The 22,932-nt window shown below is 58.7% G+C and carries 18 protein-coding genes and 1 pseudogene; 14 read left to right on the top strand and 5 right to left on the bottom strand.

The features are described from left to right. The first annotated feature begins 54 nt into the window (after positions 1–54). The 9 genes from LK12_RS04835 to LK12_RS24875 all read left to right on the top strand — a co-directional run bounded on the left by LK12_RS04835 (position 55) and on the right by LK12_RS24875 (position 9,882). Positions 55–339: a PepSY domain-containing protein gene (locus LK12_RS04835; RefSeq protein WP_039279835.1), complete on the top strand. Its 285-nt coding sequence runs from the start codon at positions 55–57 to the stop codon at positions 337–339. Between the two features lie 8 nt (positions 340–347). Further along, complete coding sequence (locus LK12_RS04840) at positions 348–1,022, top strand: response regulator transcription factor (protein ID WP_039279837.1); 675 nt, start codon at positions 348–350, stop codon at positions 1,020–1,022. Between the two features lie 59 nt (positions 1,023–1,081). Then, the gene (locus LK12_RS04845; RefSeq protein WP_231568243.1) at positions 1,082–2,365 is read left to right on the top strand and encodes a HAMP domain-containing sensor histidine kinase; all 1,284 of its coding nucleotides are present in this window, start codon (positions 1,082–1,084) and stop codon (positions 2,363–2,365) included. Further along, positions 2,362–3,702, top strand: coding sequence for a TolC family protein (locus LK12_RS04850; protein ID WP_039279840.1), 1,341 nt, complete (start codon positions 2,362–2,364; stop codon positions 3,700–3,702). The genes LK12_RS04845 and LK12_RS04850 overlap by 4 nt, the downstream gene beginning before the upstream one ends. After that, positions 3,699–4,721: an efflux RND transporter periplasmic adaptor subunit gene (locus LK12_RS04855; RefSeq protein WP_231568244.1), complete on the top strand. Its 1,023-nt coding sequence runs from the start codon at positions 3,699–3,701 to the stop codon at positions 4,719–4,721. The genes LK12_RS04850 and LK12_RS04855 overlap by 4 nt, the downstream gene beginning before the upstream one ends. After that, positions 4,718–7,801: an efflux RND transporter permease subunit gene (locus LK12_RS04860; RefSeq protein ID WP_039279844.1), complete on the top strand. Its 3,084-nt coding sequence runs from the start codon at positions 4,718–4,720 to the stop codon at positions 7,799–7,801. The genes LK12_RS04855 and LK12_RS04860 overlap by 4 nt, the downstream gene beginning before the upstream one ends. A gap of 290 nt (positions 7,802–8,091) precedes the next feature. Beyond that, positions 8,092–8,706 carry a hypothetical protein gene (locus LK12_RS04865; RefSeq protein WP_039279845.1) on the top strand — a complete coding sequence of 205 codons (615 nt, stop codon included), beginning with the start codon at positions 8,092–8,094 and terminating at the stop codon, positions 8,704–8,706. 166 nt (positions 8,707–8,872) lie between these two features. Beyond that, positions 8,873–9,418: a c-type cytochrome gene (locus LK12_RS04870; RefSeq protein ID WP_052223155.1), complete on the top strand. Its 546-nt coding sequence runs from the start codon at positions 8,873–8,875 to the stop codon at positions 9,416–9,418. A gap of 98 nt (positions 9,419–9,516) precedes the next feature. Then, the gene (locus LK12_RS24875; RefSeq protein ID WP_039279846.1) at positions 9,517–9,882 is read left to right on the top strand and encodes an APC family permease; all 366 of its coding nucleotides are present in this window, start codon (positions 9,517–9,519) and stop codon (positions 9,880–9,882) included. 187 nt (positions 9,883–10,069) lie between these two features. On the opposite strand, the gene LK12_RS04880 is transcribed toward LK12_RS24875, so the two are convergent. Together LK12_RS04880 and LK12_RS25105 are read right to left on the bottom strand one after the other, a co-directional pair. Further along, positions 10,070–10,417 (bottom strand): PilZ domain-containing protein, encoded by a 348-nt coding sequence (locus tag LK12_RS04880; RefSeq protein ID WP_039279847.1) that lies wholly within the window; start codon positions 10,415–10,417, stop codon positions 10,070–10,072. 354 nt (positions 10,418–10,771) lie between these two features. Next, positions 10,772–11,026 carry a ferritin family protein gene (locus LK12_RS25105; protein ID WP_231568245.1) on the bottom strand — a complete coding sequence of 85 codons (255 nt, stop codon included), beginning with the start codon at positions 11,024–11,026 and terminating at the stop codon, positions 10,772–10,774. A 333-nt stretch (positions 11,027–11,359) separates the two neighbouring features. On the opposite strand from LK12_RS25105, the pseudogene LK12_RS25355 reads away from it, so the two are divergent. Beyond that, positions 11,360–11,443: pseudogene (locus LK12_RS25355) on the top strand (excalibur calcium-binding domain-containing protein); the annotation flags it as partial. A gap of 332 nt (positions 11,444–11,775) precedes the next feature. On the opposite strand, the gene LK12_RS04885 reads toward LK12_RS25355, so the two are convergent. Then, the gene (locus LK12_RS04885) at positions 11,776–12,519 is read right to left on the bottom strand and encodes a SapC family protein (RefSeq protein WP_039279851.1); all 744 of its coding nucleotides are present in this window, start codon (positions 12,517–12,519) and stop codon (positions 11,776–11,778) included. A 128-nt stretch (positions 12,520–12,647) separates the two neighbouring features. Beyond that, positions 12,648–18,137, bottom strand: a complete 5,490-nt coding sequence (locus tag LK12_RS04890) for an autotransporter domain-containing protein (RefSeq protein WP_156135388.1) — start codon at positions 18,135–18,137, stop codon at positions 12,648–12,650. A 409-nt stretch (positions 18,138–18,546) separates the two neighbouring features. Between LK12_RS04890 and LK12_RS24555 the strand changes: the two genes are divergently transcribed. The 4 genes from LK12_RS24555 (at position 18,547) to LK12_RS04905 (ending at position 22,295) form a co-directional block, all read left to right on the top strand. Next, complete coding sequence (locus tag LK12_RS24555; protein WP_156135389.1) at positions 18,547–19,011, top strand: MarR family transcriptional regulator; 465 nt, start codon at positions 18,547–18,549, stop codon at positions 19,009–19,011. A gap of 300 nt (positions 19,012–19,311) precedes the next feature. Further along, complete coding sequence (locus tag LK12_RS04895) at positions 19,312–19,854, top strand: MarR family transcriptional regulator (protein WP_039279857.1); 543 nt, start codon at positions 19,312–19,314, stop codon at positions 19,852–19,854. Between the two features lie 231 nt (positions 19,855–20,085). Then, the gene (locus tag LK12_RS04900) at positions 20,086–21,690 is read left to right on the top strand and encodes an ATP-binding protein (protein ID WP_082010345.1); all 1,605 of its coding nucleotides are present in this window, start codon (positions 20,086–20,088) and stop codon (positions 21,688–21,690) included. After that, on the top strand, positions 21,687–22,295 hold the full coding sequence (locus LK12_RS04905; protein ID WP_039279859.1) for a response regulator transcription factor: 609 nt from the start codon (positions 21,687–21,689) through the stop codon (positions 22,293–22,295). The genes LK12_RS04900 and LK12_RS04905 overlap by 4 nt, the downstream gene beginning before the upstream one ends. A gap of 256 nt (positions 22,296–22,551) precedes the next feature. On the opposite strand, the gene LK12_RS24560 is transcribed toward LK12_RS04905, so the two are convergent. After that, positions 22,552–22,797, bottom strand: a complete 246-nt coding sequence (locus LK12_RS24560; protein ID WP_156135390.1) for a hypothetical protein — start codon at positions 22,795–22,797, stop codon at positions 22,552–22,554. Positions 22,798–22,932 lie beyond the last annotated feature (135 nt).

Genomic DNA, 22,932 nt, shown 5'->3' on the forward strand with positions numbered 1-22,932 from the left:
TGTATGAGATGCCAGAAGCGACGAAGTGCAAGAATGCTCTTCAGGAGAAACATGATGAAGCTGGTATCTCGGTTTGCCGTAGCGCTTGCCGCTGTTGCGTTGCCCGGCACGGCAGTCGCCACACGTCCTCGCGCGAACATCAGCAAGGCGGAAGCGCAGCGCATCGCGTTGGTCGTGGCGCACGGGAAGGTAATGGAAGCCGAATACGAGAAGGAGGACGGCGGCTGGCGATGGTCTTTCGACATCAGCGAAAACGGCCGCATTCACGAGATCGGTGTCGACGCCATGACCGGCAAGGTCGTGGAGGACAGCTGGGAAGCGCCGGACAGCGCGGACTGATCTTGCCTATGCGCATCCTGATTGCCGAAGACGATGTGGAGACAGCCCGGTTCATCGAACGGGGACTGGCCGAACTCGGGCACGCCGTCGTGGTGGCTGCAAACGGCGATGATGCGCTTCATTTGGGGCTGACCGAGAATTTCGAGATCATGATCCTCGATCGCATGATGCCGGTCCGCGACGGACTCGAAGTACTGCGTTGCCTGCGTGCTGCCGGAAATGAAACGCCGGCGATCATGCTCACAGCGCTGGCCAGGATCGAGGATCGTGTCGACGGCCTAGATGCAGGCGCCGACGATTACCTGACAAAGCCCTTTGCCTTCAGCGAGCTGGTGGCGCGCGTCAACGCGCTGGCCCGGCGCAGCGCGCCCCAGCAGACCGAAACCCGGCTTTGTGTCGGGCCCATCGTGATGGACCTCCTGGCCCGAGAGGTGCGCCGCAATGGCGCGGCTGTTCTGCTGCAGCCCAAGGAGTTCCGGCTGCTGGAGGAACTGATGCGGCATCCGGGCGAGTTCGTGACGCGCACCATGCTGTTAGAACGCGTGTGGGATTTCCATTTCGATCCGCAGACCAAGATCGTGGAAACGCACATGAGCCGCCTGCGTTCGAAGCTCAACGAGGGCGGCTTGGATGACTGGATCGAGACGCGGCGCGGCGTCGGGTACCGGGTGCGCGCCCAATGAAGTTGTTACCGCGCAGCGCGGCATACCGGATCGCCATTCTATCCGCGCTTGCCTTCTCGTTGGCAACGATTTTGGTCGGGACAGCCGTATACTACATGGTCCACACGGCCTTCGAACGCCAGCTCGACATGTCGATAGAGCAGGCCAGCACCGCGCTCCATGCCGAATTCCACGACGACGGCCCCGCAGGATTAGTCGAGGCCATCGCCGTACGCGAAAAGAGCGCCACCAAGACGCTCGGGTTCGCTGTGTTCGCACCGGACGGCCGCAGGATTGCCGGTCGTCTCGATACGCCGATGCCGCCGCTTGGATGGCACCGCGTTGTCTTTCGCGACCCCGTCGAAGGGCCCGATCCCGCACGCGCGTTCATAGCCGAAATGGACGATGGCACGCGGCTCGTTGTGGCAGCCGACCTGGAACCGGTGGAGCGTATCGACGAAACCATCCTGACCGCGTTTGCTCTTGGATTGCTGGGAGTTCTCGCCATCGGGGCCCTGCTGGCCGTGATCCTCGGCGGCTATCTCAAGCGGCGGCTCGACCGGATCGCGTCCGTATCGCAGGGCTTTGCCGTAGGAAACCTTTCGCAGCGGGCCAGTGTGGGCGAGCATGGCGACGAGTTCGATCAGTTGGCCGCCGCAATCAATGGCATGCTCGAGCGGATCGAGGCGCTGCTGCGCAATCTCCAGCAAGTCACCTCAGACCTTGCGCATGACATGCGGACGCCGCTGTCGCACCTGCGCCGCGATCTGGAATACCTGCAGGACACGGACGGCCCCGAGCGCGACGAAAGAATCGAGGCCGCGATCGAGAAGAGCGACGAAATCCTGAATCTCTTCGCCGCAATGCTGAGGATTTCAGAGCTCGAACAGGCCGATCTCAAGCGCCATTTCCAGATTCTGGACCTGACCCGACTGGTTGCGGAACTGGAAGAAGCGCACCTTCCACTTGCCGAGGACAGCGGACATATCCTGCGTTTGACCGGGCTGCGCAGCGGGGTGTTAGCGGAAGGTGATCGGGAACTGCTGGCGCAGGCGCTGATCAATCTTCTTCAAAATGCCCTGCGTCACACCCCTTCCGACACTGCGATCGAAATCGGCGCTGACATCGAGGATGGCAAGCCTGTGCTGTTCGTTCGCGATCATGGGCCAGGCATTGACGAGACGGATCGCAAGCGCGTTCTCGAACGCTTCGTGCGTCTGGAAAGCGCGCGTTCGACGCCGGGCAACGGCCTCGGCCTCAGCCTCGCGCAGGCCATCGCCGAGGCCCATGGGGCGCGCTTCGAGTTGCGCGACGCGCGGCCGGGCCTGAAGGCAGTGCTCGTTTTCGAAAGGCAGGCAGCATGAAGCGGCTTCCTCTTCTGACAATCGTGCTGCTGGCTGGATGTGCAAGCTATGCGCCACACCCGCTGGCCCCGGAACCCGCAGTGCTGTCCACGCCGGTCGCAGCCGTGCTGGAAAAGCGAGCCAGCGCCGTGCAACGTCCCTGGCTCAATCCGGTGAACGTCGATCTGGCCGCTCCGCTCACGCCGGAAGCCATTGCCGCGATCACGGTAACCAATGATCCAGACCTCATCGCCCAGCGAACCCGGGCAGGCGTGTCGGGAGCACAGGTCTTCGCTGCCGGGCTCTTGCCCGATCCGACCTTTTCTGCGGGAGCCAACAGCGTGTTGAGCGGCCCGGACTCGATGCTCGATGTGTCAGGCGCGCTCGGCTTCGACCTCAATGCCCTGCGCACGCGAGCGGTAAGGCGTGCCGAAGCAAAGGCGCAAGCGCGTTCGGTGCGGCTCGATCTTGCCTGGGCGGAATGGCAGGCGGCAGGCGATGCGCGCTTGCAGGCGGTGCGCATTCAAGCGCTCAAGCAACGCCGTGTCCTGGCCAGGGCATCGCAGGAATCGGCGCAGTCTCTGTTGGAACGCATCGTTCGTGCGGTCACGCGGGGCGACCTCGCTTCCAGCCGACTGCAGGCAGCCCGTCTCGATGTGCTCAATGCCGACGATACCCTGCAGACGGCGAAAAAGAACCTCGCATCAGCGCAGGCCCAGTTGCTGCGTCGGCTGGGGCTTCCTCCCGGAACCGCATTGCGGCTGGCGGATCAGGGGCTGCACGACGCAGTGCCACCCTCCACCGCGCAGTTGTTCGCGCTGGCCAAGGCAAACAGGATGGATCTAGCTGCCCTGCGCCAGGGCTATGCGGCGCAGGAGGCCACCGTCCATCGCGCCGTGCTCGAGCAGTTTCCCAATCTTACGCTGACACTCAATGGCCAGCGCGATTCGGCCGGCAACGTGCTCGTGGGCCCGGCGGTGGATTTCACGTTACCGCTGTGGAACCGAAACCGCGGTACCATCGCGGTAGAGAGGGCTACTCGCGATGCCTTGCGGGCCGAATACGACGCGCGGCTGTTCCAGACCCGGTCCGACATTGCCGAAGCCGAGACGGGCATTGCAATTGCGCGCCAGCGGCGGGCCGTCGCGCTTGCGGGGCTCGACGAACTGGAAAGACAGGCGACCGCATCGAAGCTTGCGGCTGAACGCGGCGATCTGTCCTGGGATACCGCCCAGTCGACGCTGCAGGCGTTGCGCGACCGGCGCATGCAGATCGTTCAGGCCGAACAGGATCTTTCCGAGCAGATGATCGCGCTCGAATTGCTAACCGGCACGCCGAGGGAGGCATGGCCCCGATGAAATTCCTACTTCCCGCAATGGCGGCGACGCTTGCGCTTGCCGGATGCTCGGGCTCGTCGAACTCGAACAAGCAGAGCCAGCCGGTGGCCCTGGTCTCGCTGGTTACAGCGCAGAGCGGCGGGGTCGCCAGCACCGAGCAGGTCTACGGCGCGGTCGAGCGAAACGCGGAGACGCAGTACAATCTGGTGGCTCCGGTGGAAGCGACAGTGCAGCGCATTGCCGCGCCGGGCGGGACTGCCGTTTCGCGCGGTGCGCTTGTCGTGTCCCTCGCGCCCAGCCCTGCAACGCATGCGCAGATTGCACAGGCTTCCGCGGACGCTGCCGCCGCACAACAGGCTTATGAGCGTGCCAAACGCCTGCGTGCCGATGGTCTCGCCAGCGATGCCGAGGTGGAAAGTGCGCGGTCTGCCGCTGCCAATGCCCTGGCTACGAAGCGGGCGCTTTCCACGCAGACGAAGCAGCTCGCCTTGCGCGCGCCGGGCGCCGGATATGTTCAGTCGATCAACGCGACGCCGGGCGACCTGATCGGTGCCGGCACCACCGTCGCCACAATCAGCCGCAAAGGCTCTCTGCGTGCACGGTTCGGCATTTCGCCAGCACTTCTTCCGCGCTTGTCGCGGTCTGCCGGGGTTACATTGCAGGCGAATGGGGGCCTGCCCTCGCGGACGGTTCCGATCGTTGCCGTCGATCCTGCTGTCGATCCGCAGACCCGCCTTGCATCGCTTTATGTGCGCTTGCCTTCGGGGAGCGGTGTCGAGACCGGACAGGTACTCTCGGGCCAGGTTGCATTGGAGCAGATCGATAGCGGTACGACTGTGCCCTACGACGCTTTGCTCGACGACGGCGGTCAGCCCTACGTCTATGTCGTCAAGAACGGCGTGGCGCACCGGCACGACGTGACGGTCGGCGCCGCGAACGACAAGCACGTGGCCATCACCAAGGGCGTTTCGAGCGGAGACAAGGTCGTGACGGCAGGCGGCACCGGCGTCGAGGACGGCATGAAGGTGCGCACGAAGTGAAGTCGCACCTTTCTCGCCATGCCCGCGCGCTATGGCTCGCGATGATCCTGCTGACGCTGGGCGGCGTGTTCGGCGCGCTCAAGCTTCCCGTCAGCCTGTTCCCGCAGATCGATTATCCCCGCGTGGTCGTGTCTATCGATGCCGGTGAACGCGATGCCGCGCAGATGGAGGCGGCGATCACCCGGCCAATGGAGATCGCGCTGCGATCGGTGCCGGGAGTGACGCGTATCCGCTCGACCACCAGCCGTGGCTCGGCGGAAATCCAGTTGAACTTCAACTGGGGCCACAACATGCCGCGCGCCTTGCTGGCCGTGCAGGGCACGCTGGCGACGATCCAACCCGACTTGCCTCCAGGTACGCGCTACGATGCCTGGCGCGCGGACCCAACGGTATTTCCCGTCTATGGCATCGCGCTCACCTCGCCCAATCTCGATCAGGAGGCGCTGCGCCAGATCGCGGTCCTCAAGGTTCGGCCTGCGCTTACGGGGATCACCGGCGTGGCGGCCGTCGACATCCTTGGCGGATCGCCGCGCACGTTCGAGGTCGATGTCGATCCCGCCAAGCTGACCGCGCTTGGCCTGAGCCCGGACGACGTCAGCACGGCGCTGAGCAAGGCCAATGTCGTGCGTGGTGCGGGCCGTCTGCAGGACCGTCACCGGCTCTACCTGCTGCTGGTGCAGAACCGGCTGAAAGATGCGGCGGACATCGCCGCGACGCCGATCCGGGCAGGCAACATGCCTGGCGCCGGACTGGTGACAGTCGGTGACGTGGCGAATGTTCGCTCCGCCGTGGAGCCGAACTACACGCTCGTGACATCGAACGGCCAGAATGCCGTGCTGGTCAATGTGCGCCAGACCTTCAATGGCGATACGGTGCAGGTCGCACACGACGTAGAAGCGAAGTTGAAGACGCTGGGCCTGCCCCCCAGTGTGAAAGTGACGCCGTTCTACGATCAGTCGCAACTCGTCACCGGTGCTGCCAATGCGGTTCGCGATGCGATCCTGATCGGCGCGGTGCTGGCAGGGCTGGTGCTGTTCGTGTTCCTTCGCTCGGTGCGGCTGATGGCGATTACTGCAGCGGTCCTGCCTGCCGTTCTGGCGGGAACCTGCGTCGTGCTGTTCGCCCTGGGCATGCACTTCGACATGATGACGCTGGGCGGCATGGCAGCGGCCGTGGGTCTCATCATCGACGATGCCGTGGTCATGCTCGAACACATGATGCGCCGGATGCAGGAAGGCGAAGCGACCGATGCGCCCGGCCTGCTCTCGGCTGCGGCCGAAATGGGCAAACCGCTGTTCGGATCGACTGGGGCAACGATCGTCGTGTTCCTCCCGCTCGCCTTCATTTCCGGGGTCACCGGGGGCTTTTTCAAGGCGCTGGCGATCACCATGGTGGCCGCCCTTGCCATCTCGCTGGTCTACGCCCGGTTCCTGATCCCGCTGCTGGCCGCGCACTGGCTCAGACCCAGGGATGCCGAGGCCGCGGAAAACGCGGGCGGTTTCATGGGCTGGATCAGTCGCACCTACGATCGCGCGTTCCAACGCACATTCGCGCGCCCGTTGCTGTTTGTCGCCATCGTCGGGATCGGCCTCGCTGCCGGAGGATACTATTCCTACAAGCATGTCCCTTCGGGCTTCATGCCCAAGATGGACGAAGGCGGCTTCATCCTCGACTACAAGGCGCAGCCCGGCGCGGCGCTTCACGATACCAACCGGCTGCTCAAGCAGGTCGAACAGATCATCCAGAACACGCCGGAAGTGGCCAGCTATTCCCGGCGCACCGGCGTGCAGCTCGGCGGCGGCCTGACCGAGGCGGACGAAGGCGACTACTTCATCCGGCTGAAGGGCGGCTCGCGCCGGCCGATCTGGCAGGTCATGGATGAGATCCGGCACAAGATCGACAACCAGGTCCCCGGCCTGCAGATCGAAACCGCGCAGTTGATGGAAGACCTGATCGGAGATCTGACAGCCGTCCCGCAGCCCATCGAGATCAAGCTCTTCGGGGACAATGCCCAGGAACTTGCGGCATCGGCAAAGAAGGTCGGCGATGCCATCGGCAAGATCAACGGCGTTGGCGAAGTGGTCGACGGCCTGCGCGTCGCGGGGGATGCCATCGCGGTAAAGGTCAATCCCGGCGCCGCGCTGCAGCAGGGACTGGACCCCGAAACGCTCGGAAACCAGCTCGAGGCGCTGGTAGGCGGCACCCAGTCGACCCAGGTGCGCATCGGCGAGCAACTCATCGGTGTTCGCGTGCGAGGGCCTGCCGACGTGCGCGAGCGGGCGAGTCAGATCGGCGAACTGCCGATCACCGCGCCCGATGGTCACACTGTCCGCGTCAGCCAGATCGCGGATGTCTCGATCCTCGCCGGACAGAAGCAGCGCACGCGCGAGGATCTGGCCCCCTTCATCGACGTGACCGCCCGGCTGGAAGGGCGCGATCTCGGATCGGCGATGCAGGAAGTTCGCAAGACGGTATCCGGCCTCAATATGCCGCGCTCCATCCGTGTCGAATATGGGGGCATGTATGCCCAGCAGCAGAAGAGCTTTGCCGACCTGGCGATCGTCTTCGCCGCCGCGCTGCTCCTCTCGGCGCTCCTGTTGACATTGCTATACGAGCGCATCGGCTGGACTTTCGCCGCACTGACGACGGTGTTGCTGTCCGCGGCGACCGTCTTGTGCGGCTTGTGGATCACCGGAATTGAACTCGACATCTCGGCCCTGATGGGCCTCACCATGGTGGTGGGCATGGTCTCCGAACTGATCGTCTTCTTCTTCGCGGAAATCGACAGCGACCGCCCCGTCGACATGACCGCTCTGCACGAAGCTGGTTCCAAGCGCCTGCGGCCGATCCTGATGTCAGCGTTGATCGCGGTCCTCACGCTCAGTCCGCTGGCGCTGGGGATGAGCCGGGGCTCAGGTCTGCAGCGCCCGCTCGCAACCGCCATCATCTTCGGCCTGACCGCCGCCGTTCCGCTGGTCCTCCTGTTCTTGCCCGGCCTGCTTCAGGCTTCATCATGGGTTGCTTCGACATTTCGAAACACGTTCGGGAAGAACCGCGCGTCTGACATGGCGCCGGAATAAAGCCACCCGAAGTTTACAATTTCCCAACTTTGCAACCGCCGGCTGCCGACCAGGGTTTGATCAGTGAACCCCATCGTTCGAACCCGTCATTGCTTGATTGCGCCTCCCTGGCGTTCATCGTGCGAAATCAGCGTAGCGATGGCCGGCGCGCGTGCTAAATGCAATTTTGGAGAATAAGGATGTACAAGTCTCCTCGGGGCGCGCTTTGTTTTGGGTTGGCGATGGCTCTCGCCGGATGCGGAGGACCTTCCAACTCGCCTGAACCGAGCAATCCGACCCGAACGCCATCCATGTCGAAGACGGTGCCCTCCAATGACATCGATGCGGTCAATCACCGCCTTCTGGCTGCCGCCGAACCCTTCGAGAATCTCACAGAATCGGCATTTTCTGCTAGTCAGGCCGAACTCGCCAAGCTTGTCAAATCCGTGCATTCTTCGGCACAGCCCGTCACGTCCGACCTGCCCGCCATCGCGGCTCAGAACCTAAAGAACCGCCTTCAGGAGATCGACAAGGCCCAAAACGCCGACAATCGGTCAGAAATCGCGCTCGCCGCTGTCGAAGGGTATCGGACGCTGGTTTCCAATGTTCGAGGCAAGATAGCAGTGCCGCCACAGGTCAGTCTTCTCGACTACGCCGGCTTTCGAATCCAGGCGGATCTGAAAGCCAAGTCGACGAGATGGGCGGATATTTCCTACGCTCTTACATTTGCAAAGGATCGTTGGGGCGAAATCTCCAACCAGGTTCAAGATCGAAAAATCGTTTCGGATATGCAGGCGGCTCTTTCTCACATGAAGAACGCGGCCGCGGCAAAGGACAAAAAGGAATTGATGCAGGCTTCCACAAGGGAACTCGATCTCGTGGATGAACTGGAAACCTACTTTGCCAAGGCCGCGAACGCTTCCTGACTTAATCTTTTTCGCCCCATTCGTCGCACTGAAAGTGCCTTGTGCCCCTCGGTAGGAACACGGGCCATGGAGCGAAACGCATCCAGGCGTCAGACGTTTCTGTCGGGCACCGAGGAACTCAAGCGACCTGAACAAATTGATGATACATAGCAATCGGAGAAGAGTCATGGCCGCTTCCGGCCGTAAGGTGCCCGCATTTCTGGCCGGAATCATCTTCACACTCGTGGTCTCGGCCATGATCGGTCTCACCATCATGTATGGTGGTTTGTACAACGTCGCGGCCAGTTCGGGGCATAGTCCGGTTGCCCGCTGGATACTGGACACGACAGAGGAGCATTCCGTCGCGCGTCAAGCCGGCAACATGCCGACGCCGCCGCGATTCACCGCTGCCATGATCCGAAGCGGCGGCCAAGACTTCCAGAAAACGTGCCAGACCTGTCACGGCGGACCGGGAGCACAGCCTGCCCCGTTTGCAAGGACGATGACGCCTACTCCGCCCGACCTCGACAAGGTTGCAAAAGAGCTGAGTGCGAAGGAGATCTTCTGGATTCTCCAGCACGGCATAAAGATGACCGCGATGCCTGCATTCGGCGAAGTCGAGAAGGACGACGACCTTTGGAACATGGTCGCCTTCGTCAAGCACCTTCCGCAGATGACCCCGCAACAATATCAGGCGCTCGGACGTGGCGCTCCTAGGGATCAGGACAGCTAGCCACTTCGGTTTGCCGTCCCCTTTCGCAGCCGAACCGCGGAACAACTCCGCCAGCCCCCACATTACCTTCACGCAAGCTTGCAGGAGGAGCATGCGAGATGGATGAGGAGGGCGGCGCCGACACCCAACTTGGTCCTGTTCGGGTCTGGACGCTGGCTGCCGGCGGCATGGTCGGCGGCGGCATCTACATTGCGCTGGGCGTCGTCATCTCCGTTGCGGGCCAATGGGCCTGGCTGAGCTTCGTCATCGCAGGGCTGATCGCAGTAATATCCGCCTTCAGCTATTCACGCCTCTCGCGCCATTATGGAGAGTCAGGAGGCGTGGCAGTCACGACGGATACCGGGAGCAGAGCAGAACCCCTACCCTCCCGGTATCTTTTTCGCGCCCTCACATACAGCGGAAGCCGCCAGCTTCATGCTGCACCCATTGCTGCGGTTGCGAAATGCCTTCACAATACTCCATAATTCTGCAGTTATTTATTGCAGATCTTGGCCTCAATTGTTAATCGTGATCGTCCCGCTCGGATCGCCTTCCCTTCAGGCGATCCTGCGTTCCGCGGGCCCGGATCATCCTCGCCGACACCTTCTGCGAAGAAGATCCGGGCCATCGAACTCAGGATGTGGCAAATCCTGCCCGCGAACCTCAGGACGATTATTGCAACGGTGGAAGTAGTCTGCCGAACCGGTCTCGAGGGATCATGGTTTCGAAGCATTGGCGGCTTGGTGAGAAGCCAAGGAAGCGAACGGCAGCCTCATTCAGCATTTGACCGAACTGCACACCCGCGTGCCCCTCTGCCTGCCAGGCGATCTGACCGCTGGTCTCAAGAAAGTGGTTGAGGACCAGATAAACGCTTGCGCCATTTGCCAAGACCAGTTGTCGAGTTTCAATCATGCACCCCCCGGCAGAAAGGTCATAAAGAACGACCTTGCTCCGCAGTCCGGCCGCGATGCACTCGATCTCACGATCGGCAACTACCCGCTCATATTTGCGTTCATCCATATGCCTTCCCCCTAAATGAGACGAAGAGAGCTTGCCGGTCAAAGGTAAAGTAACGGTAATCATCATCGCCAGTACAGCGAGTGAAAGTCATAACTCGATTTGATATATACGAACTTTCATTTCGTCGTATCGAGACAGCCCACTAAATCTACTTGGCGACCCGAGGGCACAGTCGACAACGGCCTGCTCCTATCCTTGATCGACGGCCTCTTTGGGGCCGTCGATTTTTTATCGCCATGGGACTTCCATTGCGGTGCGAGCTCGTCGAAAGGAGCAATAGATCTTGCACGCAATCATGCCATTCACACAGGCGGTTCGGCCACGCTGATACGGAGGTCAGCGCATCCTTGATCCTCAGCCGCCAATGTTCCGTTCGCGGACGAGACAGCGTCGAAACGCCGGCAGATGATTATTGCGCGAGGCATCCTGCAGGTTCTGAAAAACCTCTTTGACAGCCACGTCGTCGATCTGTGGGATCAGACGATCATAGAGGGCAATGTTTTCGATCTCTGCTTGAACGGCGCGTTCGCAGGCGGCTGCAAGCGATGACGGCTCGTTGCCCTGCCCCTCCCACCGGTTTTTAGGAATTTCGAAACCAAGCCGTGCCAACTGTCGTTCGATGGCCCGCGCGTGCCGTTGTTCGGCCGAGATGATGTTGCCGAACGGTCGGACCGCTCCAAATTTCTTGATGACTGCGGCAGACCCAGCTTCTCCTGAGTTGTCCGCAATGCCGCAAAAAACGTACGTTTGAGAGATGACACAGAACGCAAATTAATGCGCAAGTCCAAATGGTAAGGTCGTCGCTGTCAGAGGCGTTCGCGATGCCGCCACCTCTGAATGTGCAAGGCTGCGTATTGCGGGAGACCGCCTGATAGGAAGCACCAGGGTCGCCGACGCGTCTGCACCCTCGGACTTCCATCTTTCTCGTGACGTGCACATGTCTCCGATCCCGAAGCGCACGCGCATGCTCCGCACGTGGACCGCGACAACAATGGCATAGCTTGTGAGCCGCATCGGGGGCGGTAACGAAGCAACCGCCCGGTCTATCTTTCGAAAATGCTGATAATGGTACACCGAACGGGGCGGGGGGTAGAATGTGGGTTCATTTGCGCCGCTCGGTGCGAACCCATTATGTATTGAACAGTACGCCATTGCCATGGGGCATACGAAGGATGGGCGGCTGGCCGGGGAAGAAATTTAGTATAGTGGTTTTAGTGGTCTGGGATTACCTGTGTTTCAGCCACCCCCGTCGCCAAAATTGCTTTCAAGGCCGTGAGCTTCGAAGAGTGCTGCGTGTTGATTTGCCACGTGTCCGCGCCCGCATAAAGGCACCCCAGCATTGCCGAGCCGTGGCTGTCTCAAGAAGGCCGTTTGGTATCTAGGACACGTCTGCCGGTGACCTTCGTCATTAGATCGAGTGAAAATATGTGCGAATAGATATGTTGCAGCAAACCTCGTGTAGCCCATTTACCGAGGGTGAAAGGTTTCAGCTGTTTCAACTTTGTCTCATCGACAATTTGAAAGCCCGTGAATGTTTGCATTTGAGAATCCGTGCCTCGAACTGTTGTCCGGCCGGCGACCAACAGGTCGGACTTCACCAGTTCGGCTACGAACTCACGGGTGCGTGCACCAGCTCGTTCGAACTCCTCACAAAAGCTGAGAGCGTCGCGGCAAACTTGTGTAGGTGCGCCCTCTGCAAATAATGGAGCACCGCCGGCGGCTTCGCCGACCAGGTCACTGGTTGGGTCGACACATAAAGCAAGCTCATTTCCAACATGGATCTTTGAGAGAATGAACGGATAGCGACGTGCATATGCCGGCACATACGTGTCCGCCAGAACGTTCCCTTCGACATCTACAAAGTCATTGCAGCCCGGCCGTAGCCCCATCAAGGCCAAGGGGACGGGGTCGCGGTCGGCCGAGAACACAATCGGATATTGGTGCTGAACTATCCGAAATTCGTCGACGGTCAATGGGATCACGTTTTGGCGAGAAAGCCAAGAAATTCTGTCGCTCTTGCGACATGTCCAGTTCTTATGCCTGTTGCTTTCAAGAGGTTCTATTTTCGAGTAAAATAAAGGCTTGGCCTGCTGCCCCGACATCGGCAACTCCTTGTTTCGAAATATGGTGTTTTGTTTGAACGGCGTCGACGAATCGGATCAATGCCTGCTGCAAACAATGAGGGCGCCAACTTGGTTGGCGCCCTCACATCGGAACCTGTTAGAAGCTTTTAGAACTCGATCCCGATAGCAGATTGGATGGTTGCGACATTGTTGTGGCTGCCGAAGGCGTAGCTACCGCCCACGGAGATATTCACCTTGCTTGCAATGCCGGTATTGAGACCTGCAGCTACGGTTGCGTAGCCCTTGGGGTTAACGCCCTTCAACGTGAAGGTGTTGGCGTTGGGATCTCCCAGATAGCCAACCGTCCGCGATGTACCTGCGTCACCTTGGAACGTGTAGGCCAGGCTGCCGTAAGGCCGGATCGTGAAGTCCTCGGTTTCCGACGCGACCGTAGTCAAGCGCACACCAATGGTGGGTTCGAACACACTCTTGCTCGCACTGTTGACGTTCAGCCCCAGACCTGCACCACCTTCTTCAGTGAACCCGTTCATGTGCCAATGGCGCAGAGCCAGTTCACCGAAAGGTACGACGTCAAAGCCGCCGTAGTTCAGGTTGTATGCAACCCCAACGCTGCCGTCCCATTCGTTGCCGCGGAAGTGGCCAGTGACATTACGAGACAGCAGGGTCAGGTCACGCTCTGCATCGAAAGTCGAGAAGCCGTAGACGAACTTCGCGTTGACAGTCAGCGGTCCGAAGCCTTGGGTCCAGTATGCACCGAGCGAGTAGGTATCGGCGTCGACACTCACCGGCTGTCCCTTGGCATCGACGTTGTGGCGTGCGTAACCGAAGCCAAATCCGAATGCGCCACTTTCTCCGTAAGCAACGTCGAGACCACCGGCAGCTCCGTAGCTGGTCGCATCGATCTTGGCCGCGCCTGAAGAGGTGCCGCCATACTTCGCGAAGTTGCCGATCGGCGTGAGCCACAGGCCCACCGATGCAGTCTGGTCATTTCGTCGTTGAGCAAGCCGATCAAGTTCGCCCTGGAATGCGACGTTCTGCCGCAGGTTGGCCAGCGATCCGTAGATGGATGCCGAAGCCAGTTCGTCAAACACTTCGGCTGCCTGAGCGGCCGAAAGGTTCCAATCGAGATTGGAAACGATATTGGCGACATCCTGGATCTTGTTCAGCTGATCAAGGGACGAGTAGCTGCGCACCCCGGAGGCATCGTCCACCAGCACCTCAATTACACCAGGAATGGCATTATCGAGAGCCACTGCAGCCGATGCGGCATTCGGATTGCTCGCCGCCGTGGCATAGCTCTTACGAGTCGCTGCAACTTCAACCGTCTGTCCCGAAGTCGTCGCCGCGAGAGTGACGAACTGGGAATTCAGATTGCTAGTGACGGTCGGCGATCCGGTGATTGTTCCACCAACAGTGAACAACTCCATGCTCTCGTCGCCAGCGAAGATCGAGCCAGTCGGCACATAGACCTGAAGATTGCCTTCAAGGTTAAGATCGCCGCCAACCGAGATCGACGATGGCGAGTTAATCGACACTCCCGCCGCGTCAGGAGTAGTGTAGGCCACTCCCGAACCGGCCAGCACAGTTGTGATCGGCGCTAGGAAATCCGGTGAAGTGGAGACCGGCGCGACCGGCGTCTTCACCAGTGTACCATTCAAGCCGACCGCGAGGGTGCCAGTCGACGAGAAGTCGCCCGAAACAACGAAGTTCGCGCCGTCGACGGTGGGCGTGGTAGCCGTAATGCTGGCACCCGAGCCGGTGTTCTCGGGAACATTAAGAAGACCGACTACCAACGTCCCGTCGCTACCAACGTTGACGCTGCCATTGAGGCCAAAGGCTCCGTCAGCAACCGGTGTTATCTGCGCGACGCCAGAGTTGACGTTGAGCGCAAAGCTGCCGCCAGTTGCCCCACCATCCAGACCACCTGACCACGAAGCGACCGCGTTGGTAGCGCTGACCGGCACATAGGCCGGGCCAGACAGGATCAGTGATCCGCCGTTTACGTTCACCACCGTATCAGTATCGTTCTCGGCAAAGAACGAGCCGGTCGTTTCCGAACCGTCATTGAGGTTAATCGTCGCCGACACATCGCTGGTCTTGTACGATTGGTCGCTGGCGTAGTCGTAGTAATCCGCACCACGGACGTAGACGTTGCCGGTCAGCATACCGTTCTGGTCAACCGTATAGGTCTGGCTCGCAAGCGTGGCCGAAGGCGTAAAGACCGGATCGGGGTTAGACGTTGACGTCGAGGTAATGGTCTGAACGGTCGTCCCGTTCTCGACAGAGGCACCGAGGTAAATGGAGCCCGACATGGTGTCGTCACCGATGGTGCCGCTGTTGGTTACCGACCCGTTGGCACCCACCACTTCGACGCCATAGGTCGAGCCACTGTTATCGACAGAAGCCGTGCCGCCAATGGGAGTAAAGGTCGACGTGTTCGTGATGGTGTGCGTGGATGGGCTGAGATTGGCCCAGTCGTTATCAACCGAGCTATAGGAGGCGGCAATACCGCCAGCATAAGCCCCCAGGGAGTATGCTTCCCCGGTATTGGTCACATTGGCCGAAGCCAGACCTTCAGCTTCGGCGTAGCCATCGATAATGCCATCATTGACTACACTTGCGGTTCCGCCCACCGGCGTGGAACTGGATGTAGAGGTCTGGGTGCCTGATCCCGACGCATCATAGGTCCTGGTTGTGGTAGTGGTGTAATCCGAGCTGCTGCTGTTCGCGTAGACAGAACCTCCCACCCGCGAACCGGCGGCGATAGTTACATCCGCGCCTTCTAGGCCGCCGGCGTAAACATTTTGTACGCTCGGTGCAGTAGAACCAATGCCCTGCTGCTGCATATCCGCCGACGTATCGACAAGGACCGATGCTGTGCCACCAGTCGTCGTGTAGGTCGAGGTGGAAGTGGAGCTCGTCAGCGTCGAAGCTGCGGTCCCAACACCGGCATAGTCATACTCGGACGAAGAGTCCGAACCGTAGCCGAACGCGTCCGCATAGACGTCAGATACCACCTGGCCCTGGATCGAGGCGCTGGCACTTCCACGCGCAGCGTCCACGTACACGTAGCTCACCATGCCATCGACGTTTGCGCTGGCGTCGCCGGACGCTGCTGCGGCTGCCGTCGAACTGGTGTACTTTATCACACGGCTCGAAGTGTCATCCGCGGGATCATAGGCGTAGACATTGCTGTCGCTGGACGACGTGTCATATCCGCCAGCTGACACATAAAGGCCGCCATTGATGATCGCGCCGGCGTCGATTTGGGAAGCAGCCGAGGCGACACCGGTAACGGCAAGCGAACCGTTCACAACGCCTGTCCCCGTCACGTCACCTACTGCTTCACCGCCCTCAGTCGTGGACGAGGCGCTATTCTGCACGTCGTTTTGAACTTGTACGAGCGAGGCGCCGACTGACCTGCTATTAACTTGGTGGTCGGTCTGCGAATTTACGATGCCACTTGCGGCGGAACTGACCGATCCGTCCACAGTGCCCGAGACAGTAACCGTGCTTCCAGTGGTACCATTGGACGAAACGTTCTGTGTCCCGAAGTAATCATCAGAGACGTGACCACTGACATCGACCGTGCTGGTGCCTTCAGCGGACGTGGTCGAGGTCGTTTCCGTATAGCTGTAAGTCGCGCTGTTGTTGGCCGGAGTTGCGGCATCGGCTACAGTCACAGCCTCATAGGTCCAGTCCTCTTGCGAGGTGCCTACGCCTTGTCCAGCCGAGGATGCAATCGAGCCATAGATGGTTCCAGAAGCGTCGACTGTGCTGTTCCCGGATGCATTCTGCGTAATGTTGCCTTCGGAAATCGGCGAGAAGCTGACTTCACCGTTGGTTCCTGAATAGGTACCGGTGATGTCGCCGGAAATGCCGGTGGTCGTGCCGGAGAACGTCGCCGTGTTCGTGACGGTCGTGACGCCGTCTGCGGTAGCAGTCGTCTGGCTCGAATCGTAGCTGCTGTCTGTCTGCGAGCCGCCGGTGGCAACGTAGGTCGAGCCCGTCACCTGACCGCTGTTAGTCACATCAGCGCCGGTGACACCAAATACGCTGACATTGCCCTGAGTATACCCGGCATTGGAGAACGAACCCGCACCGCCTGCAGTCGACGAGTTAGCATTCCCACTGTAGGTGTAGTCACCGGTGACCGGATCGGTAGCTACGCTGGTCGTGGTGGTCGAGAAGTTCGTACCGGGCTGAGCATCGACATACACGTTGCCGTTGACAATGCTCGAAGCGTCAACCGAAGCGGAAGCATCACCGTTGCCAAATGCACTGAGATTTCCATCGACCGTTACTGCCGGTCCGACAGCAATCGAAGCATCACCTGCAGTGTAATTCGAGCTCTGCGAGTCGACGGTCTTTCCGTCAGCGGACGTATAGTCTGAAGTCAGAATATAGTCGGCGCCAGTTTGCTGGTCAGCAGTAATACTGCCGGCAACGTCGCCATTGGCTACTACTGATGCGCCGGCATCGCCGGTCGCGGAGATGTCGCCATCAACTGAGCCGCCAGCATCCACCGTAACATCCGCTGCGCCGCCCGCGCGGACATCGGCGTAAGAATAGGTCGTGCCGGTGACGGTGCTGGCAGCGTCGAGTGTTTCCGTCGACGTCTCATTGTGGTCCGTAGCGGTAGAGTAAGCCTGGATGCCATTGACACCAACATTGCCGGCAACCTCGACAGTGGCACCACCGGAGCCATCGGCATAGACGCGCGTAACGTCACCTTCGCTCGAGATCGTCACATCGGCTGCGCCTTCCGAAGCGGTATAGCCATATTCGTATGTGGTCGTCGTTGCGTCAGCTGCGGCTGCCTGGCTGGCACTGACAAATGTTGCGTTGCTGCTACCAGCGATGGCAAAAACATCGCCAGCGGTTGCACCGACATTGACGGTGGAATCACCCTCGGCCGAGTAAGCATAAAGGTGCGCAGGCGTGACACCATCGGCAAGCATTGCATCGCCATTCTGGTCGATCTGTGCGTTTCCGCTGGTGTAGGTCGTGGTCGTCACACCGCCGGCAGTGTCGCTGCTGGCTTTGGAAAGCGCTAGAGCGGTTGCCCCGTAGTATGGGCTGGATGCGATGATCGACCCACCAGCGGCGGTCGTCACCGAGACGTCACCGTAGCCCGATGCATTGATCGAGCCGTAGACGGTACCGCCGTTTGTTATGGATACGTCATCGCCAAACCCGGTGGCCTGGATGCCATTGGTGACGAGACCGTTGTTCGTAACGGTCGCAGTGTTCCCGGTAGCACTCGCACCGGCGCCGTTCAGCCGCACGCCGACGCTGTCAGTCACACTGCCAGTCGCAACTACGCCAAGATTACCGGCGTTCACCAAGCTGATGGCACCATCACCCATTCCCGTGCCGAGCGGACTAAGCACGACATTCGCGCCCCCGGTAACCACGGCAGGCGACCCGAAGCTGATCGCTATGTCTGCAGAGGGCGTATTTTCTGCAGCTACGATCGCGGCGTTGACGTTGGTTACGGTCTCGGAGGACGACACGTCCACACTTTGCGCATGCGCGCCATTCGCATTTAACGATACTAACGCAGTCGTGATAGCAAGTGCCGTTCTGCGACGACGCACGCGGCCGGAATTAGCCGACGCAATATTGAGATGCATAAAGCCCCCCGTTAAAAAGACATTAAAATTTTGAAATAGAGACCGGAACGGTCGCCTGTTAATAACAACCTTTATTAGCCTCAGTCCCGCCTAGTAGAACCAATGCCTCTCACCGGCTATTAATTTCAGGTGCATTTTATACAGGAACAAAGTGCAATCTAGAACTGCATGCATTTTTTACGTGCAGTTATTGCGTTCTTAATTTGCTTGCAGGTCATTGCGTGTCGGCTAAGGGACTAACCGCTTCTTGCGGTTGACCGATGACAGCTTGGAAAATTCTGCAGAACAGCACCTTGGGTCGCATAGCTTTTTTGCTTAATAAGTCAGGCGAAATGTCGCCGATGATTGGCAGCAACGGCAGTATTCCCGTCTCTGAAGAGGGAACCGCGACAGTAAGGGATAGTTCTAAATGGCAACGGCAGATAATTTCTCAGGCTTTTTCTGCGGCTGCGCCAGCACCATGACTGAGCAGGGAACTTCTAACCAAGATCCTGTCATGGGTAATGCGAACTTGTATAATTCTAAACTTATAGAATCCTTGTTTTTAATGATGTTGAATGTCGACGCTAATTTACGGGCGTCATTCGGCACCAGCCTTTTAAGCCACGAAGCTAGGCTTGCGCTTCAAGTATCTATTCACGACAATGTGATCGTCAAGGAAGCTGCAATTTCGTCTCTTCTTTCAGATCGCGCCTTCCATGAATTGATTAAGCGCCTTTCAGATGATGGAATTATTGAGCTTCAGCCGAATCCTAACGACAAACGGTCAAAATCCATTGTAATGAACGACGAGTTTTCTGACTTTTTATGTTCTCAGTTTCAAGAACAATTAACATCCCGTGCAAATGACTCGCAATCGGATGAGGTTGAGTGACACGTAAACCGGGACGGCGCCGGCCACGACCTATTAATAGCGCCATCAGTTCGAAGAGGAACGCTATCCATCAACTACCCGCCATCGGCGCATCTGTGTGCGCCACGTGGTCGGTTCGCTTTTCCCTGCTCGACTGGCAGGAGATCGCCCCGCCGAACAATTGCATATCGGCACGAAGCAACAGCGCGTGTTTTCGCCACCCCCGTAAAAATCCCGGGTTCCAGTGCGAGGCTCAAACCGGCAAACGCAGCTAAACACCGCAACACTTACAAAATCGTTAGAAATTGAGATGCAATTACTATGAATGCAGCAAACTCTCTTTCCGCTAATCATGATGATGAACATGAAGAGGAATTTGAAAGCTTCAAAGACAAGAAGATATTTCCTCAGGGCGATTCAAATGTCATACAGATACATGTAGAAGGAGTAATTGCAAAGCTACTCAAGATAGATGAGCAACTGCGCCAATCATTCGGCCATAACCTTCTAAGCCACGAATTTCGATTGATCCTTCAAGTCGCGATTCGTGAGAGTCGGAACGTGAAGCAAGCTTCACTTGCCTCCTTGTTATCCGGTCGTGCTTTTCACGCGCTATTAAAGCGGCTTGCACAGTGCGGTATTATTCAATTCGCCTCAAATCCGAGCGACCGTAGGTCCAAAAATATCACTCTGGCCGGCGATTTCGAGAATTTCTTGTACACGCAACTCAGCGGATTGTTCGCTTCGCCCAAGGAAAAAGGGAAACAAGAACTCGACTTTAACCTCGCCGACCAATCGTTGCGAGATCCTGCCCATACCTCCAAGGCCAATATTGTAAGTCTTCAGAGCCCGCGCCGGGCATGAAAGTGTTGCTTGGTCTGGTGCCGCGGCGAACGAGATGGCGAATAGCCATCCTTCACCGAAATTAACGCATAATCGCAAATGCGATGCGAAAAAAATGGGGGGAGCGCCACCTCGTCTTTTCGGGTCTCCGCCCGACGCATTCGTTGGCCGTCCAATCATGCATGGAATGTGCTGGTTGCGGTGAGATTTCCAGTTTCCTCTCAATGATCTGATTGCGCAGGGCGTATACGCATGCCACCTCTAGATGACGAAACTTCCGCTCAAGATGGATGTGGTCTGAAGGCGGCGGATCTACCCTGGCTCCTAGGCTATGCCTTGGGCTTCTTCCTTCTGCACCGAGCGGCTTCTCCCTGGAGTGGTCCGGGATTTTTCTCGCTCTGGTATCCGGCAGCAGGCTGGCGCTTTGCCATGCTTTGGGTACGCGGAATACGCATGACGCCCTGGCTTGGTTTGGCTGAAGTTCTGGTCGACATGATTAGCGGTAGCATCCCGACGACGGGCCCCAATGTCCTGCTGGAAGCCTGGGGCGCTCTGCGACCAGCCATTGCTTATGGCTTTGCGATCGCCGCGATCAAATTCGTATCGGCCAAGGTACATGGTGCGATTGCTACACCACCAATGCCCTTCGGCTTGGCCTCTGTCATTGGTCCGATGGCTGGAGCGCTCATCATTTTGCCGCTTGCGCTATTGCGCCCTGACCTGCCTGCTGGAGGTATTCACACGTCACTGCTGCTCTCGCTTACTGGATACGTGATTGGCGACCTTCTTGGTGTTTTGGTATTAGCACCTCCGCTCGTCTGGCTGGCTAATGTCTTAGATCGTAGTGAGCCGCTCGAAATATCGCTTCCAGCAGCCGTTCCGGGCTTGACCGATGCGGTTATCCTCGTCCTTGCGCTATGCGCGACGAATGCTTTGGATGTAGCGGGACTCGATTTTCGATCATTACCAACTTTGATTGCCGGAACCTGGATCGGCTTGCGCCATGGGAGCATGGCAGCATGGCTCACGATAGTGGTGATTACAGTCTGGGTGCTGCCCCATTCGGCACAATCCATGGCTGTTGCGGAGCGGCTTGATATGCATATGAGCTTGGCCGCAACAGTCATCGCTGCATGGATAGCGGGAAGTTACGCCGACGCGCAAAAGACGGCACAGGAAACATTGGAGCGTCGCAATCGGCTGCTGTTCCAAGCGGAGCGGCTCAAAACTCTGCGCGCGATGTCCGTGGCCGTAATCCATGAAATCAGCCAACCCCTTGCTACTTTGGCGATCGAAGCGAGACACCTGCATGAAAGATCCGATGGGCTCGATGCTGAAATTGCCGAAAGCATTGACCTTATAGATCGCAAAGCGCGCAGCTTGTCCGATCTTGTTCGGCGCCTGCGCCGCTTCGGCGGGCGGGCCGCAGACGAGCCGTCGAAGCTACCAGTTACAATGCTGATGGGCTCCGTTACAAAGATGTTGGAACCTGAATTGCGCGCGGAAAATTGTCGTATCGTCGGCCGGCGAATAAACCCCCAACTTGTCGTGAGGGTTCAAGAGATCGAGCTGATCCAAGCGATCGTCAACTTGATACGCAACGCGATGGCCGCTAGTAGCGATGGTGAAATCAGGCTTGAAGCGCGCGCCCAGAAAGAAAATGTAATAATAGAGGTCGCCAATAGATTTGACCGAGCTCAAGACTCTGCAAACAAGGATGAGACCATGGGTATGGGCGTTGGCCTGATGATTGCACGCACCATAGTTGAAGCACACGGTGGCTCCCTACTGCGGGAGGATGGTGATGGCGAAGTACGATTTTTTCTACGTCTTCCGCTGAGCCGAGCTGAATTATGACCGCCTATCCGGCACAAACCCTAACACAATCTGTTGCCGTATTGGACGATGACGAAGATCTTGGTCGTACCATCGCCCGGCTGCTTGCCAGGCACGGTCACACGGCTAGTTCTTTCGTAAGTTCCCACGAACTTCTCGCAGCGCAGGACAATGCGCGCTTTGACTGCATTGTAAGTGACATCCAGATGTCTGAGCTGGACGGTTTCGAGTTCGCCACCCGTTTACGCAAGGCTGATCCATGTGTCGCCCTTGTGTTCATGACGGCGTGGCCAACAACCGCAGATGCGGTCGATGCCGTTCGTCGATACGGTGGCCTAGATTATCTTGAGAAGCCTATAGATGTAGCACGTTTGGTTGGAGCGGTGCACGAGGGCTTGGCGTGGTCCCTGCGAAAACGGCGAATTGCTCAGCGTCTTTCTAAACTCACGCCACGCGAGCGCGATGTCTTCGAACTCCTAGCGCGTGGCCATAGCAACAAGGAAGTGGCTGATCACCTCGGCATTTCTGCTCGCACTGTAGAAGATCATCGCGCCTCCATCGTCACTAAGACGCAGGCCAAAGGCTTGGCCCAGCTGGTTGCTCTCAGCCGAGGCGAAATCTGCTAGCGTTGTTCGTACTGATGGAAGACATTTCCCATAGGGCACCCCCGGAAATTTACCGGATCGACGTCTCTCCTCTCTGACGCTTTAATCTGGCACAAAGTTATTTCTGGGCGACCCGGAGACCGGAGCAGTCGGAGACTGGGCCGGCCTCCTCCACTGGCTGGCGGAGGGCTTACTTGTCTCCGCCGGCCTTCTTTTGATGTGGCCCGCCGTAATTACGGCGCTTGTCGGCGTGGAAGGGACACCTAGATTGGACAGATTAGGCGCGTTCGACCTGAGGTTTAGGGTCATCCGCGTGACAGAAAATTTCCAGATCGTCAGAATAGTCGAGATAGCGCTGCAGCACAGTTCTCAGCAGCCGGACATGTCCGGCGACATGCTTCACCTCGGCCAGCCAATCAAGTTCATTTGCTACATCCGCGAAACCGCCGAGACTGGACGATTGAGAGACTATTCTGACTTCAATCGCATCTGCAATCCCGCAGCAGCAGATTGGTGCTGTCATACGCGAATGGGACGCTGCGTCCTCGTCTTGTTCGCAAATGCGCAAGGCTGCCGACCTCCCAAATAGGGTGCACCAGGGTAGCGGGAATTCATTCCTGCTAGGGCGTAGACTCATAAACGCGGAGCCACAGCCGCA

Origin of the sequence: Novosphingobium malaysiense (genome assembly GCF_000802225.1) — a bacterium.
GTDB lineage: Bacteria > Pseudomonadota > Alphaproteobacteria > Sphingomonadales > Sphingomonadaceae > Novosphingobium > Novosphingobium malaysiense.

What these genes read in the sequence shown, in the direction of transcription:
- LK12_RS24560 (WP_156135390.1), bottom strand. Translation starts at nt 22,797, where the DNA reads ATGACAGCACCAATCTGCTGCTGCGGGATTGCAGATGCGATTGAAGTC.
- LK12_RS04905 (WP_039279859.1), top strand. Translation starts at nt 21,687, where the DNA reads ATGACCGCCTATCCGGCACAAACCCTAACACAATCTGTTGCCGTATTG.
- LK12_RS04880 (WP_039279847.1), bottom strand. Translation starts at nt 10,417, where the DNA reads ATGGATGAACGCAAATATGAGCGGGTAGTTGCCGATCGTGAGATCGAG.
- LK12_RS04870 (WP_052223155.1), top strand. Translation starts at nt 8,873, where the DNA reads ATGGCCGCTTCCGGCCGTAAGGTGCCCGCATTTCTGGCCGGAATCATC.
- LK12_RS04895 (WP_039279857.1), top strand. Translation starts at nt 19,312, where the DNA reads ATGAATGCAGCAAACTCTCTTTCCGCTAATCATGATGATGAACATGAA.
- LK12_RS04855 (WP_231568244.1), top strand. Translation starts at nt 3,699, where the DNA reads ATGAAATTCCTACTTCCCGCAATGGCGGCGACGCTTGCGCTTGCCGGA.
- LK12_RS04850 (WP_039279840.1), top strand. Translation starts at nt 2,362, where the DNA reads ATGAAGCGGCTTCCTCTTCTGACAATCGTGCTGCTGGCTGGATGTGCA.
- LK12_RS04840 (WP_039279837.1), top strand. Translation starts at nt 348, where the DNA reads ATGCGCATCCTGATTGCCGAAGACGATGTGGAGACAGCCCGGTTCATC.
- LK12_RS24875 (WP_039279846.1), top strand. Translation starts at nt 9,517, where the DNA reads ATGGATGAGGAGGGCGGCGCCGACACCCAACTTGGTCCTGTTCGGGTC.
- LK12_RS04865 (WP_039279845.1), top strand. Translation starts at nt 8,092, where the DNA reads ATGTCGAAGACGGTGCCCTCCAATGACATCGATGCGGTCAATCACCGC.
- LK12_RS04885 (WP_039279851.1), bottom strand. Translation starts at nt 12,519, where the DNA reads ATGTCGGGGCAGCAGGCCAAGCCTTTATTTTACTCGAAAATAGAACCT.
- LK12_RS04890 (WP_156135388.1), bottom strand. Translation starts at nt 18,137, where the DNA reads ATGCATCTCAATATTGCGTCGGCTAATTCCGGCCGCGTGCGTCGTCGC.
- LK12_RS04835 (WP_039279835.1), top strand. Translation starts at nt 55, where the DNA reads ATGAAGCTGGTATCTCGGTTTGCCGTAGCGCTTGCCGCTGTTGCGTTG.
- LK12_RS24555 (WP_156135389.1), top strand. Translation starts at nt 18,547, where the DNA reads ATGGCAACGGCAGATAATTTCTCAGGCTTTTTCTGCGGCTGCGCCAGC.
- LK12_RS04900 (WP_082010345.1), top strand. Translation starts at nt 20,086, where the DNA reads ATGCCACCTCTAGATGACGAAACTTCCGCTCAAGATGGATGTGGTCTG.